General features: G+C 43.7%; 12 protein-coding genes, 2 tRNA genes and 2 rRNA genes (1 of these 16 cut by a window edge). 11 read left to right on the forward strand and 5 right to left on the reverse strand.

The window, feature by feature from the left end:
- Positions 1-20 precede the first annotated feature (20 nt).
- The 5 genes from mnmE to rpmH all read right to left on the reverse strand — a co-directional run bounded on the left by mnmE (position 21) and on the right by rpmH (position 3,899).
- The gene (gene mnmE / locus NSQ09_RS05465) at positions 21-1,400 is read right to left on the reverse strand and encodes a tRNA uridine-5-carboxymethylaminomethyl(34) synthesis GTPase MnmE (RefSeq protein ID WP_088327390.1); all 1,380 of its coding nucleotides are present in this window, start codon (positions 1,398-1,400) and stop codon (positions 21-23) included.
- A gap of 310 nt (positions 1,401-1,710) precedes the next feature.
- Complete coding sequence (gene jag, locus NSQ09_RS05470) at positions 1,711-2,337, reverse strand: RNA-binding cell elongation regulator Jag/EloR (RefSeq protein WP_069837912.1); 627 nt, start codon at positions 2,335-2,337, stop codon at positions 1,711-1,713.
- Complete coding sequence (gene spoIIIJ / locus NSQ09_RS05475) at positions 2,334-3,119, reverse strand: YidC family membrane integrase SpoIIIJ (RefSeq protein WP_341030625.1); 786 nt, start codon at positions 3,117-3,119, stop codon at positions 2,334-2,336. Before spoIIIJ ends, jag begins: the two co-directional genes overlap by 4 nt.
- 143 nt (positions 3,120-3,262) lie before the next feature.
- Entirely contained in the window at positions 3,263-3,613 is a 351-nt protein-coding gene (gene rnpA / locus NSQ09_RS05480) for a ribonuclease P protein component (RefSeq protein WP_014481515.1), read from the reverse strand.
- 151 nt (positions 3,614-3,764) lie between these two features.
- Positions 3,765-3,899 (reverse strand): 50S ribosomal protein L34, encoded by a 135-nt coding sequence (rpmH, locus tag NSQ09_RS05485; protein WP_003178075.1) that lies wholly within the window; start codon positions 3,897-3,899, stop codon positions 3,765-3,767.
- A 626-nt stretch (positions 3,900-4,525) separates the two neighbouring features.
- Here rpmH and dnaA point away from each other — a divergent pair.
- The 11 genes from dnaA to NSQ09_RS05540 all read left to right on the forward strand — a co-directional run.
- Positions 4,526-5,866, forward strand: coding sequence for a chromosomal replication initiator protein DnaA (gene dnaA / locus NSQ09_RS05490; RefSeq protein WP_003242674.1), 1,341 nt, complete (start codon positions 4,526-4,528; stop codon positions 5,864-5,866).
- 188 nt (positions 5,867-6,054) lie between these two features.
- Complete coding sequence (gene dnaN / locus NSQ09_RS05495) at positions 6,055-7,191, forward strand: DNA polymerase III subunit beta (RefSeq protein ID WP_003226811.1); 1,137 nt, start codon at positions 6,055-6,057, stop codon at positions 7,189-7,191.
- A 130-nt stretch (positions 7,192-7,321) separates the two neighbouring features.
- Positions 7,322-7,537, forward strand: coding sequence for a ribosome maturation protein RlbA (gene rlbA / locus NSQ09_RS05500; protein WP_003226810.1), 216 nt, complete (start codon positions 7,322-7,324; stop codon positions 7,535-7,537).
- 15 nt (positions 7,538-7,552) lie between these two features.
- On the forward strand, positions 7,553-8,665 hold the full coding sequence (recF, locus tag NSQ09_RS05505; protein ID WP_341030626.1) for a DNA replication/repair protein RecF: 1,113 nt from the start codon (positions 7,553-7,555) through the stop codon (positions 8,663-8,665).
- Between the two features lie 17 nt (positions 8,666-8,682).
- Complete coding sequence (gene remB / locus NSQ09_RS05510; protein WP_003219266.1) at positions 8,683-8,928, forward strand: extracellular matrix regulator RemB; 246 nt, start codon at positions 8,683-8,685, stop codon at positions 8,926-8,928.
- Positions 8,929-8,982: 54 nt separating this feature from the next.
- Positions 8,983-10,899 (forward strand): DNA topoisomerase (ATP-hydrolyzing) subunit B, encoded by a 1,917-nt coding sequence (gene gyrB, locus NSQ09_RS05515; protein ID WP_041336721.1) that lies wholly within the window; start codon positions 8,983-8,985, stop codon positions 10,897-10,899.
- A 210-nt stretch (positions 10,900-11,109) separates the two neighbouring features.
- The gene (gene gyrA, locus NSQ09_RS05520; RefSeq protein WP_014475555.1) at positions 11,110-13,575 is read left to right on the forward strand and encodes a DNA topoisomerase (ATP-hydrolyzing) subunit A; all 2,466 of its coding nucleotides are present in this window, start codon (positions 11,110-11,112) and stop codon (positions 13,573-13,575) included.
- A gap of 352 nt (positions 13,576-13,927) precedes the next feature.
- Positions 13,928-15,477, forward strand: a 16S ribosomal RNA gene (locus NSQ09_RS05525).
- Between the two features lie 102 nt (positions 15,478-15,579).
- Positions 15,580-15,656, forward strand: a tRNA-Ile gene (locus tag NSQ09_RS05530).
- Positions 15,657-15,667: 11 nt separating this feature from the next.
- Positions 15,668-15,743: transfer RNA gene (locus NSQ09_RS05535), tRNA-Ala, on the forward strand.
- A gap of 78 nt (positions 15,744-15,821) precedes the next feature.
- Positions 15,822-16,526: ribosomal RNA gene (locus NSQ09_RS05540) — 23S ribosomal RNA — on the forward strand; it runs 2,223 nt beyond the window's last position.
- The 16S and 23S rRNA genes sit together here with 2 tRNA genes alongside, the layout of an rRNA operon.

The following is a 16,526-nucleotide window of genomic DNA, read 5'->3' on the forward strand; positions in this document are numbered from 1 at the left end:
GATTCTAGTTCCTCCTTTTATTATTTTCCTAAACAGAATTGTGAAAAGAGCTGATCAATTAAACTTTCGTGGACAGAATCTCCAATGATTTCCCCTAAAAGCTCCCAGCATCTTGTAAGGTCAATTTGCACCATGTCGATCGGGACATCCTGTTCGATGCCGCTAAGCGCATCTTCAATGGCGCGTTTTGCTTGCTGTAAAATAGAGATGTGACGTGTGTTGCTGACATAAGTCAGATCACCGCTTTCAATGGCACCCGTGTAGAACAATGATTGAATCGCTTCTTCCAGATCATTGATGCCTTCCTCTTTTAAAAGAGATGTCGTAACAACTGGACGTCCATTGGCAAGCTCACGGACACGTTCAGTGTCAATCTTCGCCTCAAGGTCAGTCTTATTCAAAATCACGATAACATCCATGCCCTCAACGGCTTCAAAAAGCTTCACGTCTTCATCAGAAAGCTCTTCACTATAATTAAGCACAAGTAAAATCAGGTCCGCTTCCTTTAGAACCTGGCGAGAACGTTCAACACCGATTCGCTCAACAATATCCTCTGTTTCACGAATACCTGCTGTATCAACCAGACGAAGCGGGACGCCCCTTACATTCACGTATTCCTCAATCACATCCCGTGTCGTTCCGGGAATATCGGTTACAATGGCTTTTGCCTCATGAACGAGGCTGTTCAGAAGAGATGATTTTCCTACGTTTGGCCGGCCGATAATGACGGTAGAAAGACCTTCACGTAAGATTTTTCCTTGCTCAGAAGTCCTCAGCAGCGTCTCAATTTCCTTTTTCACGGCGGTTGCCTTTTCGACTAAAATCTGATGCGTCATTTCCTCTACATCATCATACTCCGGATAATCGATATTCACCTCAACATGGGCCAGTGTTTCTAAAATCTCACTGCGCAAACGGCGCACCAAAGCAGAAAGACGCCCTTCCATTTGATTCATAGCAACGTTCATTGCCCGGTCCGTTTTCGCTCTGATTAAGTCCATAACCGCTTCCGCCTGTGAAAGATCGATTCGGCCGTTTAAAAACGCACGTTTCGTAAATTCACCAGGCTCTGCCAGTCTCGCTCCCTCTCTTAATGCAAGCTGAAGCACTTGGTTCACAGTCACAATTCCCCCGTGACAGTTTATCTCGATAACATCTTCCCGTGTAAAAGTTCTCGGCGCTTTTAACACTGATACCATTACTTCCTCAACGACACGATCCGAAGGTCTGTCTACGATATGACCATAATGAATCGTATGTGATTCGACCGAGCTGAGTGTTTTCCCCTTCGGTCCCTTATAAATTTTATCTGCGATTTGAATGGCTTCTGGTCCGCTCAACCGTACAATCGCAATCGCGCCTTCTCCCATCGGTGTGGAAATTGCCGCAATTGTATCCATGTTGTTCACCTCTCTTTACTTATACTTCATCTATATAAAAAAATTTTTATTATGCCAAAACTAAAAGATAACATAGTTTGGTTCGAAGTGGAAGATTTGTTATCCACAGAAATAGAAATTCGTCCCTTATTACTTTAACTTATCCACATGTGAATAACAATTAATTTTATTTCCTGAACTTCCTTTTTATCAACAGGATACACCTAAAAAGAAAAAACTTAAACGGCAAAACCTTGATATTACTAGGAAAAGTAGATTTTTCGGATACAAAAAAACCGAAATCCAATTTTTATCGGACTTCGGTTTTATGCTATCTTTTATGGGAAATAACGAGATGACGATTTTCGCCTTCACCCATTGAATATGTTTTGATCTGGTGGTTTGCATATCCAGAAAGAGTATCGTGAATAATTTTTCTTTCGCTGGACGGCATGGGCTCAAGCTGGATGGATTTTTTCGTTTTCAAAACTTGGTCAGCAAGCTTGATGGCCAGCTGGCTCAGTGTTTCTTTTCTTTTCAAACGATAGTTTTCTGCATCCACCGTCACATTTTTATATTGGCCTGGATAACGGTTAAGGGCAAGCTGTGTCAAAGTTTCAAGGGCGTTTAAGGTTTGTCCTCTTTTCCCAATCAACAATGCTGCCTTTTCACCTGTTATATGATATCTCACTGTCTTTTTGCTTTCTTGAACAGTCACATCAGACTTCCCGGCAATGGCTTCGGCGATCGTTTGAAGATATAACTTCGCTTGCTGAATCGGATCAATCTTTTCAACCAGCTTTACGATCGCAGGCTTTTTGCCGAAAATGCCGAGAAACCCTTTGTTTCCCTCTTCAATAAGAATAATTTCTACCTTATCCTTCGTTAATCCCAGCTCTTGCAATCCGGACTGTACTGCTTCATCGACATTTCGCCCTGCAGCAGTCACATTCCTCACTTTTTCTTTCCTCCGGCTTTTTGCGGCTCAGGATTTTTTTTAATATCAGGTCCTTTAATGAGGAAAGTTTGCGCAATCATAAACAAGTTACCGACTACCCAATAAAGAGAAAGAGCCGCCGGGAAGTTGATCGCAAATACGATAATCATAATTGGCATAATCCAAAGCATCATCGCCATTTGCGGATTTTGCTGCGCATTGCCCGCCATCATCAGTTTTCGCTGAACAAATGTAGCGACACCGGCAACGATAGGAAGAATATAGTAAGGATCTTTTTCTCCTAAGTCAAACCATAAGAAGCTATGCTCTGAAATCGCCTGGGTTCTCATGATCGCATGATAGAATCCAATTAAAATCGGCATCTGGATCAAAATCGGGAAACATCCCGCCAATGGATTGACACCATGCTTTTGGAATAAAGCCATTGTTTCCTGCTGAAGCTTTTGCTGCGTTTTTTGATCCTTTGAGCTGTATTTTTCTTTAAGCTTTTGCATTTCCGGCTGTAAAGCCTGCATCGCTTTCGAACTTCTCAGCTGCTTAATCATCAGCGGTAAAATTAATAAACGAATTAAAATGGTAACTAGAATAATTGAAAGCCCGTAGTTATCTCCCGTCAATTTCGCTACATACGTAATGAGCTCAGACAATGGATATACTACGTACTTGTCCCAGAAATGCGGACTATCTGCAGTAATCGGCTCTTTCACACTCGAGCATCCAGCCAAAAGCATGAATACGCCAACCATACTTAATAGCAACCCTATTCTCCTTTTCAACAACATTTCCTCCTATAATTAATCTTTACACTCTTTTATTGCAAAGCATACTTGTATGTATTTTAGCATCTTTCAGTTTTAAATGGTGTCTTTTTCTGATCAACCAGAAAGGAAGCGCTTTTAAAAGTTGTAAGAAAGCGTGGTGATGCCTACTTTGACGAAGATTTCTTATATAATGAAGACTTTCTGAATAGATGCTGCAAACTTTTTTTCGTTTCCTCAAATGTCAGCTGGCTCGCCGGTTTTCTGGCAATAATGATGTAATCCTTTTCCTTCAGTCTCTCTTTCTCTTCAAGAAAGGCCTGCCGAATCAAACGTTTGATCCGATTTCGCATCACAGCATTGCCAATTTTTTTGCTGACGGAAAGCCCGACACGCAGTTCATCATTTTCAGGCTGATCAAGCGTATATAAGACAAACTGGCGGTTTGCAACTGATGTCCCATGTTTAAACACTTTTTGAAAATCTTCATTTTTCTTTAAACGATTTCGCTTCTTCAAATGACTCACTCCGATACTGGCTGGCAGAAACTTTTAAAATTTATTATGAACATGAGATGCATCTGAACCAGGAAGCATGCCCCGGTTCATTACGCATCACATCTATCTTTTCCCATAACGTGAAAAAAGACCACTGACATTATTCAGTGGCCTAAGCTGATAATACTTTTCTGCCTTTGCGGCGACGGCGTGCTAAAACTAGACGACCGTTTTTTGAACTCATACGGCTTCTGAAGCCATGAACTTTGCTGCGTTTACGGTTATTCGGTTGGAATGTTCTTTTCATTTATGACACCTCCCTCGAGGAATAGCTGTTAAAGACAGTCTTACTTATTATATTTGCGTTACCTATTCATTGTCAACTTCACTAGTGCTTTTATTTCTTGCAACCATAATAGGATACCATACCTTTTCAACTTTCGAAACCTTATTTTTTAGATTCCTTAATTTTACGGAAAAAAGACAAATCCAAATAATTTGCCCCTAAAATCACGCATGTGGATATCTTTTTCGGCTTTTTTTAGTATCCACAGAGGTTATCGACAACATTTTCACATTACCAACCCCTGTGGACAAGGCTTTTTCAACAGGTTGTCCGCTTTGTGGATAAGATTGTGACAACCATTGCAAGCTCTCGTTTATTTTGGTATTATATTTGTGTTTTAACTCTTGATTACTAATCCTACCTTTCCTCTTTATCCACAAAGTGTGGATAAGTTGTGGATTGATTTCACACAGCTTGTGTAGAAGGTTGTCCACAAGTTGTGAAATTTGTCGAAAAGCTATTTATCTACTATATTATATGTTTTCAACATTTAATGTGTACGAATGGTAAGCGCCATTTGCTCTTTTTTTGTGTTCTATAACAGAGAAAGACAACATTTTCTATGAAAAGGAGGGACGTGCCGGAAGATGGAAAATATATTAGACCTGTGGAACCAAGCCCTTGCTCAAATCGAAAAAAAGTTGAGCAAACCGAGTTTTGAGACTTGGATGAAGTCAACCAAAGCCCACTCACTGCAAGGCGATACATTAACGATCACGGCTCCCAATGAATTTGCCAGAGACTGGCTGGAGTCCAGATACTTGCATCTGATTGCAGATACTATATATGAATTAACCGGGGAAGAATTGAGCATTAAGTTTGTCATTCCTCAAAATCAAGATGTTGAGGACTTTATGCCGAAACCGCAAGTCAAAAAAGCGGTCAAAGAAGATACATCTGATTTTCCTCAAAATATGCTCAATCCAAAATATACTTTTGATACTTTTGTCATCGGATCTGGAAACCGATTTGCACACGCTGCTTCCCTCGCAGTAGCGGAAGCACCCGCGAAAGCTTACAACCCTTTATTTATCTATGGGGGCGTCGGCTTAGGGAAAACACACTTAATGCATGCGATCGGCCATTATGTAATAGATCATAATCCTTCTGCCAAAGTGGTTTATCTGTCTTCTGAGAAATTTACAAACGAATTCATCAACTCTATCCGAGATAATAAAGCCGTCGACTTCCGCAATCGCTATCGAAATGTTGATGTGCTTTTGATAGATGATATTCAATTTTTAGCGGGGAAAGAACAAACCCAGGAAGAATTTTTCCATACATTTAACACATTGCACGAAGAAAGCAAACAAATCGTCATTTCAAGTGACCGACCGCCAAAGGAAATTCCGACACTTGAGGACAGATTGCGCTCACGTTTTGAATGGGGACTTATTACAGATATCACACCGCCTGATCTAGAAACGAGAATTGCGATTTTAAGAAAAAAAGCCAAAGCAGAAGGCCTCGATATTCCGAACGAGGTTATGCTTTACATCGCGAATCAAATCGACAGCAATATTCGGGAACTCGAAGGAGCATTAATCAGAGTTGTCGCTTATTCATCTTTAATTAATAAAGATATTAATGCTGATCTGGCCGCTGAGGCGTTGAAAGATATTATTCCTTCCTCAAAACCGAAAGTCATTACGATAAAAGAAATTCAGAGGGTAGTAGGCCAGCAATTTAATATTAAACTCGAGGATTTCAAAGCAAAAAAACGGACAAAGTCAGTAGCTTTTCCGCGTCAAATCGCCATGTACTTATCAAGGGAAATGACTGATTCCTCTCTTCCTAAAATCGGTGAAGAGTTTGGAGGACGTGATCATACGACCGTTATTCATGCGCATGAAAAAATTTCGAAACTGCTGGCAGATGATGAACAGCTTCAGCAGCATGTAAAAGAAATTAAAGAACAGCTTAAATAGCAGGACCGGGGATCAATCGGGGAAAGTGTGAATAACTTTCCGGAAGTCATACACAGTCTGTCCACATGTGGATAGGCTGTGTTTCCTGTCTTTTTCACAACTTATCCACAAATCCACAGGCCCTACTATTACTTCTACTATTTTTTATAAATATATATATTAATACATTATCCGTTAGGAGGATAAAAATGAAATTCACGATTCAAAAAGATCGTCTTGTTGAAAGTGTCCAAGATGTATTAAAAGCAGTTTCATCCAGAACCACGATTCCCATTCTGACTGGTATTAAAATTGTTGCATCAGATGATGGAGTATCCTTTACAGGGAGTGACTCAGATATTTCTATTGAATCCTTCATTCCAAAAGAAGAAGGAGATAAAGAAATCGTCACTATTGAACAGCCCGGAAGCATCGTTTTACAGGCTCGCTTTTTTAGTGAAATTGTAAAAAAATTGCCGATGGCAACTGTAGAAATCGAAGTCCAAAATCAGTATTTGACGATTATCCGTTCTGGTAAAGCTGAATTTAATCTAAACGGACTGGATGCTGATGAGTATCCGCACTTGCCGCAGATTGAAGAGCATCATGCGATTCAGATCCCAACTGATTTGTTAAAAAATCTAATCAGACAAACAGTATTTGCAGTGTCCACCTCAGAAACACGCCCTATCTTGACAGGTGTAAACTGGAAAGTGGAGCAAAGTGAATTATTATGCACTGCAACGGATAGCCACCGTCTTGCATTAAGAAAGGCCAAACTTGATATTCCAGAAGACAGATCTTATAACGTCGTGATTCCGGGAAAAAGTTTAACTGAACTCAGCAAGATTTTAGATGACAACCAAGAACTTGTAGATATCGTCATCACAGAAACCCAAGTTCTGTTTAAAGCGAAAAACGTCTTATTCTTCTCACGGCTTCTGGACGGGAATTATCCAGACACAACCAGCCTGATTCCGCAAGACAGCAAAACAGAAATTATTGTGAACACAAAAGAATTCCTTCAGGCCATTGATCGTGCATCTCTTTTAGCTAGAGAGGGACGCAACAACGTTGTAAAACTGTCCGCAAAACCGGCTGAATCCATTGAAATTTCTTCCAACTCCCCGGAAATCGGTAAAGTTGTGGAAGCAATTGCTGCGGATCAAATTGAAGGTGAGGAATTAAATATCTCTTTTAGTCCAAAATATATGCTGGATGCACTAAAGGTGCTTGAAGGAGCAGAAATACGCGTAAGCTTTACAGGCGCAATGAGACCTTTCTTAATTCGCACGCCGAATGATGAAACGATTGTACAGCTTATCCTCCCTGTCAGAACCTATTAATCCGATACACTGCTGCCGACCCGTCGGCAGCTTTTCTATTCGGTATCTGCTCCGACAAGTTTTCCCTTTCCCTAATTCGTTTTTTTTTAGTACAATTAGATATTAGTGATATTTGAAAGAGGTCGATATAATGGCAAATCCGATTTCAATTGATACAGAGATGATTACACTCGGACAATTCTTAAAATTAGCCGATGTGATTCAGTCTGGCGGTATGGCGAAGTGGTTTTTAAGCGAGCATGAAGTGCTTGTGAACGATGAGCCGGACAACCGCCGGGGCAGAAAGCTGTATGTTGGAGATGTGGTAGAGATTGAAGGATTTGGTTCATTTCAAGTCGTCAATTAAAGCGGGTGACACTGATTGTATATCCAGAACTTAGAACTGACATCTTACCGCAACTACGACCATGCTGAACTTCAATTTAAAAATAAAGTAAATGTGATCATCGGAGAAAACGCCCAGGGGAAGACAAACCTCATGGAGGCGATCTATGTCTTGTCCATGGCGAAATCGCACCGGACATCAAATGACAAAGAACTTATACGGTGGGACAAAGACTATGCTAAAATAGAGGGAAGAGTGATGAAGCAAAACGGGGCGATCCCGATGCAGCTCGTCATCTCCAAAAAGGGTAAAAAGGGCAAGGTCAATCATATTGAACAGCAAAAGCTCAGCCAGTATGTCGGGGCCCTCAACACCATTATGTTCGCGCCGGAAGATTTAAATCTTGTAAAGGGAAGCCCTCAAGTGAGAAGGCGGTTTCTTGACATGGAAATCGGACAGGTTTCTCCCGTCTACCTTCATGATCTTTCTCTTTACCAGAAAATCCTTTCCCAGCGGAATCATTTTTTGAAACAGCTGCAAACAAGAAAACAAACTGACCGGACGATGCTCGATGTTCTGACCGATCAGCTTGTAGAAGTTGCAGCAAAAGTCGTCGTAAAACGCCTGCAGTTTACAGCACAGCTCGAGAAATGGGCGCAGCCCATCCATGCAGGCATCTCAAGAGGGCTTGAAGAACTGACCCTGAAATACCATACAGCTCTTGAGGTATCAGATCCCCTAGATTTGTCGAAAATAGGAGATAGCTATCAAGAAGCGTTTTCTAAATTAAGAGAAAAAGAAATTGAGCGTGGCGTGACGCTGTCAGGGCCTCATCGTGACGATGTTCTTTTCTATGTGAACGGACGCGATGTGCAGACGTATGGTTCTCAAGGACAGCAGCGAACGACGGCGTTGTCCCTTAAGCTGGCGGAGATTGACCTGATCCATGAAGAAATCGGAGAATATCCCATTTTACTATTGGATGATGTACTGAGTGAACTGGATGATTATCGCCAGTCACACTTGCTTCATACGATCCAAGGCCGTGTACAAACGTTTGTCACAACGACAAGCGTTGATGGCATTGATCACGAAACCTTACGTCAAGCAGGAATGTTCCGTGTACAAAATGGTGCGTTAGTGAAGTGAAGAAATGAGGTGAGCAATTGTATATTCATTTAGGTGATGACTTTGTGGTTTCAACACGAGATATTGTCGGCATTTTTGACTTTAAAGCCAACATGTCGCCTATTGTTGAAGAATTTCTGAAAAAACAGAAACACAAGGTGGTGCCTTCCGTAAACGGCACGCCCAAATCTATCGTAGTCACGGTTCAGAATATATATTACTCTCCCTTATCTTCCAGCACATTAAAAAAACGTGCGCAATTTATGTTTGAAATAGATTCTTAGAAATTTTTTATCACGAATATATCGTTTAGAAAAGTGTAGGTGAATGACGTGGCTATGGAACAGCAGCAAAACAGTTATGATGAAAATCAGATACAGGTACTAGAAGGATTGGAAGCTGTTCGTAAAAGACCGGGGATGTATATCGGTTCGACAAACAGCAAAGGCCTTCACCACCTGGTATGGGAAATTGTCGACAATAGTATTGACGAAGCCCTCGCCGGTTATTGTACGGATATCAATATCCAAATCGAAAAAGACAACAGTATCACGGTTGTAGATAATGGCCGCGGTATTCCAGTCGGTATTCATGAAAAAATGGGCCGTCCTGCGGTAGAAGTCATTATGACGGTGCTTCATGCCGGAGGAAAATTTGACGGAAGCGGCTATAAAGTATCCGGAGGATTACACGGTGTAGGTGCGTCGGTCGTAAACGCACTATCAACAGAGCTTGATGTGACGGTTCACCGTGACGGTAAAATTCACCGCCAAACCTATAAACGCGGAGTTCCGGTTACAGACCTTGAAATCATTGGCGAAACGGATCATACAGGAACGACGACACATTTTGTTCCTGACCCTGAAATTTTCACAGAAACAACCGAGTATGATTATGATCTGCTTGCCAACCGCGTCCGTGAATTAGCCTTTTTAACAAAGGGCGTAAACATCACGATTGAAGATAAACGTGAAGGACAAGAGCGCAAAAATGAATACCATTACGAAGGCGGAATTAAAAGTTATGTAGAGTATTTAAACCGTTCTAAAGAGGTTGTCCATGAAGAGCCGATTTACATTGAAGGCGAAAAGGACGGCATAACGGTTGAAGTAGCTTTGCAATACAATGACAGCTACACAAGCAACATTTACTCGTTTACAAACAACATTAACACGTACGAAGGCGGTACCCATGAAGCTGGCTTTAAAACGGGCCTGACTCGTGTTATCAACGATTACGCCAGAAAAAAAGGGCTTATTAAAGAAAATGATCCAAACCTAAGCGGAGATGACGTAAGGGAAGGGCTGACAGCGATTATTTCAATCAAACACCCTGATCCGCAGTTTGAGGGCCAAACGAAAACAAAGCTGGGCAACTCAGAAGCACGGACGATCACCGATACGTTATTTTCTGCGGCGATGGAAACATTTATGCTGGAAAATCCAGATGCGGCCAAAAAAATTGTCGATAAAGGCTTAATGGCGGCAAGAGCAAGAATGGCTGCGAAAAAAGCGCGTGAACTAACACGCCGTAAGAGTGCTTTGGAAATTTCAAACCTGCCCGGTAAGTTAGCGGACTGCTCTTCAAAAGATCCGAGCATCTCCGAGTTATATATCGTAGAGGGTGACTCTGCCGGAGGATCTGCTAAACAAGGACGCGACAGACATTTCCAAGCCATTTTGCCGCTTAGAGGTAAGATCCTAAACGTTGAAAAGGCCAGACTGGATAAAATCCTTTCTAACAACGAAGTTCGCTCTATGATCACAGCGCTCGGCACAGGTATCGGGGAAGACTTCAACCTTGAGAAAGCCCGTTATCACAAAGTTGTCATTATGACAGATGCCGATGTTGACGGCGCGCATATCAGAACACTGCTGTTAACGTTCTTTTACAGATATATGCGCCAAATTATCGAAAATGGCTACGTGTACATTGCGCAGCCGCCGCTCTACAAGGTTCAACAGGGGAAACGCGTTGAATATGCATACAATGACAAGGAGCTTGAAGAGCTGTTAAAAACTCTTCCTCAAACGCCTAAGCCTGGACTGCAGCGTTACAAAGGTCTTGGTGAAATGAATGCCACCCAACTATGGGAGACAACCATGGATCCTAGCTCCAGAACACTTCTTCAGGTAACTCTTGAAGATGCAATGGATGCGGACGAGACTTTTGAAATGCTTATGGGCGACAAAGTAGAACCGCGCCGAAACTTCATAGAAGCGAATGCGAGATACGTTAAAAATCTTGACATCTAATCATAAAAAGCCTTATTTCCAATAAGAAATAAGGCTTTTTTCTGAACAAGATCAGATGCAGCAATGCTTGCAATACCTATATATTCTAGCAATTTAATGTGTATAATCATAAGTTTATTGCTATAATGGAGAATAGTGAAATCGTATTGAAGGTCATAATGGACAATCTACTCCCACATATTTCATGTGATACTTCAGGGAGGTTTTTTAATGAGTGAACAAAACACACCACAAGTTCGTGAAATAAATATCAGTCAGGAAATGCGTACGTCCTTCTTGGATTATGCAATGAGCGTTATCGTGTCCCGTGCTCTTCCGGATGTTCGAGACGGTTTAAAACCGGTTCATAGACGGATTTTATACGCAATGAATGATTTAGGCATGACGAGTGACAAGCCTTATAAAAAATCCGCGCGTATCGTTGGAGAAGTTATCGGGAAATACCACCCGCACGGTGATTCAGCGGTATATGAATCCATGGTCAGAATGGCTCAGGATTTCAACTACCGTTATATGCTCGTTGACGGTCACGGAAACTTCGGTTCTGTTGACGGAGACTCAGCGGCGGCCATGCGTTATACAGAAGCAAGAATGTCTAAAATCTCAATGGAGATTCTTCGTGACATCACAAAAGACACAATCGATTACCAGGATAACTATGACGGGTCAGAAAGAGAACCTGTCGTTATGCCTTCAAGGTTCCCGAATCTGCTCGTGAACGGTGCTGCCGGCATTGCGGTAGGTATGGCAACAAACATTCCTCCGCACCAGCTGGGAGAAATCATTGACGGAGTACTTGCTGTCAGTGAGAATCCGGACATTACCATTCCAGAGCTTATGGAAGTCATTCCAGGACCTGATTTCCCGACTGCGGGTCAAATCTTGGGCCGCAGCGGTATCCGGAAAGCATACGAATCAGGCCGAGGCTCTATCACGATCCGGGCAAAAGCTGAGATCGAACAAACATCTTCGGGTAAAGAAAGAATTATCGTTACAGAGTTACCTTACCAAGTAAATAAGGCGAAATTAATTGAGAAAATTGCTGATCTCGTAAGGGACAAAAAGATAGAGGGTATCACAGATCTGCGTGATGAGTCAGATCGTACAGGTATGAGAATTGTCATTGAAATCAGACGAGATGCCAATGCGAATGTCATCTTAAATAATCTGTACAAACAAACTGCTCTACAAACATCTTTTGGCATCAACCTCCTTGCACTTGTTGATGGCCAGCCGAAAGTTTTAACTCTTAAGCAATGTTTGGAGCATTACCTTGACCATCAAAAAGTTGTCATTAGACGCCGTACTGCTTATGAATTGCGTAAAGCAGAAGCGAGAGCTCATATCTTGGAAGGATTGAGAGTTGCACTGGATCATCTCGATGCAGTTATCTCCCTTATCCGTAATTCTCAAACGGCTGAAATTGCGAGAACAGGCTTAATTGAACAATTCTCACTGACAGAGAAGCAAGCACAAGCGATCCTTGACATGAGGCTCCAGCGTTTAACGGGACTGGAACGTGAAAAGATTGAAGAAGAATACCAATCTCTTGTTAAATTAATTGCAGAGCTAAAAGACATCTTGGCAAATGAATATAAAGTGCTTGAGATCATTCGTGAAGAACTCACGGAAATCAAAGAGCGTTTTAACGATGAAAGACGTACTGAGATTGTCACTTCTGGACTGGAGACAATTGAAGATGAAGATCTCATCGAGAGAGAAAATATCGTAGTTACTCTGACGCACAACGGATACGTCAAACGTCTTCCTGCATCAACTTACCGCAGTCAAAAACGGGGCGGAAAAGGTGTACAAGGTATGGGAACAAACGAAGATGATTTCGTTGAACATTTGATCTCTACGTCAACTCATGACACGATTCTCTTCTTCTCGAACAAGGGGAAAGTGTATCGTGCAAAAGGGTATGAAATCCCTGAATACGGCAGAACGGCAAAAGGAATCCCGATTATTAACCTGCTGGAGGTAGAAAAGGGTGAGTGGATCAACGCGATTATTCCAGTCACGGAATTCAATGCGGAGCTTTACCTTTTCTTCACTACAAAGCATGGGGTTTCAAAACGAACATCGCTATCTCAATTCGCTAATATCCGCAACAATGGTCTAATCGCTCTGGGTCTTCGTGAAGATGATGAACTGATGGGTGTACGTCTGACTGACGGCACAAAACAAATCATCATTGGAACGAAAAACGGTTTACTGATCCGTTTCCCTGAAACAGATGTCCGGGAGATGGGAAGAACTGCGGCGGGCGTAAAAGGCATCACCCTGACGGATGACGACGTTGTTGTCGGCATGGAGATATTAGAGGAAGAATCACACGTCCTTATCGTAACTGAAAAAGGGTACGGAAAACGAACTCCGGCTGAAGAGTACAGAACCCAAAGCCGGGGCGGAAAAGGACTCAAAACAGCGAAAATCACCGAGAACAACGGCCAACTAGTAGCAGTGAAAGCTACTAAAGGTGAAGAGGATCTAATGATTATTACAGCTAGCGGCGTACTCATCAGAATGGACATCAATGATATCTCCATCACCGGACGTGTCACTCAAGGTGTGCGTCTCATCAGAATGGCAGAAGAAGAGCATGTTGCTACAGTAGCTTTAGTAGAGAAAAACGAAGAAGATGAGAATGAAGAAGAACAAGAAGAAGTGTGAGAAAAAGCGCAGCTGAAATAGCTGCGCTTTTTTGTGTCATAACCCTTTACAGTCATAAAAATTATGGTATAATCATTTCTGTTGTCTTTTTAAAGACACAAACATGACCATTATGACTAGTAAAAACTTTTTCAAAAAAGTATTGACCTAGTTAACTAAAAATGTTACTATTAAGTAGTCGCTTCGAGAGAAGCACGCAAAGTTCTTTGAAAACTAAACAAGACAAAACGTACCTGTTAATTCATTTTTATAAATCGCACAGCGATGTGCGTAGTCAGTCAAACTAGGGCCTGCACGACGCAGGCCACACAGGTGTCGCCGCAGGATGCGGTGAACTTAACCTGTGATCCATTTATCGGAGAGTTTGATCCTGGCTCAGGACGAACGCTGGCGGCGTGCCTAATACATGCAAGTCGAGCGGACAGATGGGAGCTTGCTCCCTGATGTTAGCGGCGGACGGGTGAGTAACACGTGGGTAACCTGCCTGTAAGACTGGGATAACTCCGGGAAACCGGGGCTAATACCGGATGGTTGTTTGAACCGCATGGTTCAAACATAAAAGGTGGCTTCGGCTACCACTTACAGATGGACCCGCGGCGCATTAGCTAGTTGGTGAGGTAATGGCTCACCAAGGCAACGATGCGTAGCCGACCTGAGAGGGTGATCGGCCACACTGGGACTGAGACACGGCCCAGACTCCTACGGGAGGCAGCAGTAGGGAATCTTCCGCAATGGACGAAAGTCTGACGGAGCAACGCCGCGTGAGTGATGAAGGTTTTCGGATCGTAAAGCTCTGTTGTTAGGGAAGAACAAGTACCGTTCGAATAGGGCGGTACCTTGACGGTACCTAACCAGAAAGCCACGGCTAACTACGTGCCAGCAGCCGCGGTAATACGTAGGTGGCAAGCGTTGTCCGGAATTATTGGGCGTAAAGGGCTCGCAGGCGGTTTCTTAAGTCTGATGTGAAAGCCCCCGGCTCAACCGGGGAGGGTCATTGGAAACTGGGGAACTTGAGTGCAGAAGAGGAGAGTGGAATTCCACGTGTAGCGGTGAAATGCGTAGAGATGTGGAGGAACACCAGTGGCGAAGGCGACTCTCTGGTCTGTAACTGACGCTGAGGAGCGAAAGCGTGGGGAGCGAACAGGATTAGATACCCTGGTAGTCCACGCCGTAAACGATGAGTGCTAAGTGTTAGGGGGTTTCCGCCCCTTAGTGCTGCAGCTAACGCATTAAGCACTCCGCCTGGGGAGTACGGTCGCAAGACTGAAACTCAAAGGAATTGACGGGGGCCCGCACAAGCGGTGGAGCATGTGGTTTAATTCGAAGCAACGCGAAGAACCTTACCAGGTCTTGACATCCTCTGACAATCCTAGAGATAGGACGTCCCCTTCGGGGGCAGAGTGACAGGTGGTGCATGGTTGTCGTCAGCTCGTGTCGTGAGATGTTGGGTTAAGTCCCGCAACGAGCGCAACCCTTGATCTTAGTTGCCAGCATTCAGTTGGGCACTCTAAGGTGACTGCCGGTGACAAACCGGAGGAAGGTGGGGATGACGTCAAATCATCATGCCCCTTATGACCTGGGCTACACACGTGCTACAATGGACAGAACAAAGGGCAGCGAAACCGCGAGGTTAAGCCAATCCCACAAATCTGTTCTCAGTTCGGATCGCAGTCTGCAACTCGACTGCGTGAAGCTGGAATCGCTAGTAATCGCGGATCAGCATGCCGCGGTGAATACGTTCCCGGGCCTTGTACACACCGCCCGTCACACCACGAGAGTTTGTAACACCCGAAGTCGGTGAGGTAACCTTTTAGGAGCCAGCCGCCGAAGGTGGGACAGATGATTGGGGTGAAGTCGTAACAAGGTAGCCGTATCGGAAGGTGCGGCTGGATCACCTCCTTTCTAAGGATATTATACGGAATATAAGACCTTGGGTCTTATAAACAGAACGTTCCCTGTCTTGTTTAGTTTTGAAGGAACTTTGTTCCTTGAATAAGTTAAGATGGGCCTGTAGCTCAGCTGGTTAGAGCGCACGCCTGATAAGCGTGAGGTCGGTGGTTCGAGTCCACTCAGGCCCACCATCTTATATAACGGGGCCTTAGCTCAGCTGGGAGAGCGCCTGCTTTGCACGCAGGAGGTCAGCGGTTCGATCCCGCTAGGCTCCACCAACGTGTTCTTTGAAAACTAGATAACAGTAGACATCACATTCAAGTAATACAAGATATCACATAGTGATTCTTTTTAACGGTTAAGTTAGAAAGGGCGCACGGTGGATGCCTTGGCACTAGGAGCCGATGAAGGACGGGACGAACACCGATATGCTTCGGGGAGCTGTAAGCAAGCTTTGATCCGGAGATTTCCGAATGGGGAAACCCACCACTCGTAATGGAGTGGTATCCATATCTGAATTCATAGGATATGAGAAGGCAGACCCGGGGAACTGAAACATCTAAGTACCCGGAGGAAGAGAAAGCAAATGCGATTCCCTGAGTAGCGGCGAGCGAAACGGGATTAGCCCAAACCAAGAGGCTTGCCTCTTGGGGTTGTAGGACACTCTGTACGGAGTTACAAAGGAACGAGGTAGATGAAGAGGTCTGGAAAGGCCCGCCATAGGAGGTAACAGCCCTGTAGTCAAAACTTCGTTCTCTCCTGAGTGGATCCTGAGTACGGCGGAACACGTGAAATTCCGTCGGAATCCGGGAGGACCATCTCCCAAGGCTAAATACTCCCTAGTGACCGATAGTGAACCAGTACCGTGAGGGAAAGGTGAAAAGCACCCCGGAAGGGGAGTGAAAGAGATCCTGAAACCGTGTGCCTACAAGTAGTCAGAGCCCGTTAACGGGTGATGGCGTGCCTTTTGTAGAATGAACCGGCGAGTTACGATCCCGTGCAAGGTTAAGCAGAAGATGCGGAGCCGCAGCGAAAGCGAGTCTGAATAGGGCGCATGAGTA

The sequence above is a fragment of the Bacillus sp. FSL W8-1202 genome (genome assembly GCF_038006165.1).
Taxonomy (GTDB): Bacteria; Bacillota; Bacilli; order Bacillales; family Bacillaceae; genus Bacillus; species Bacillus subtilis.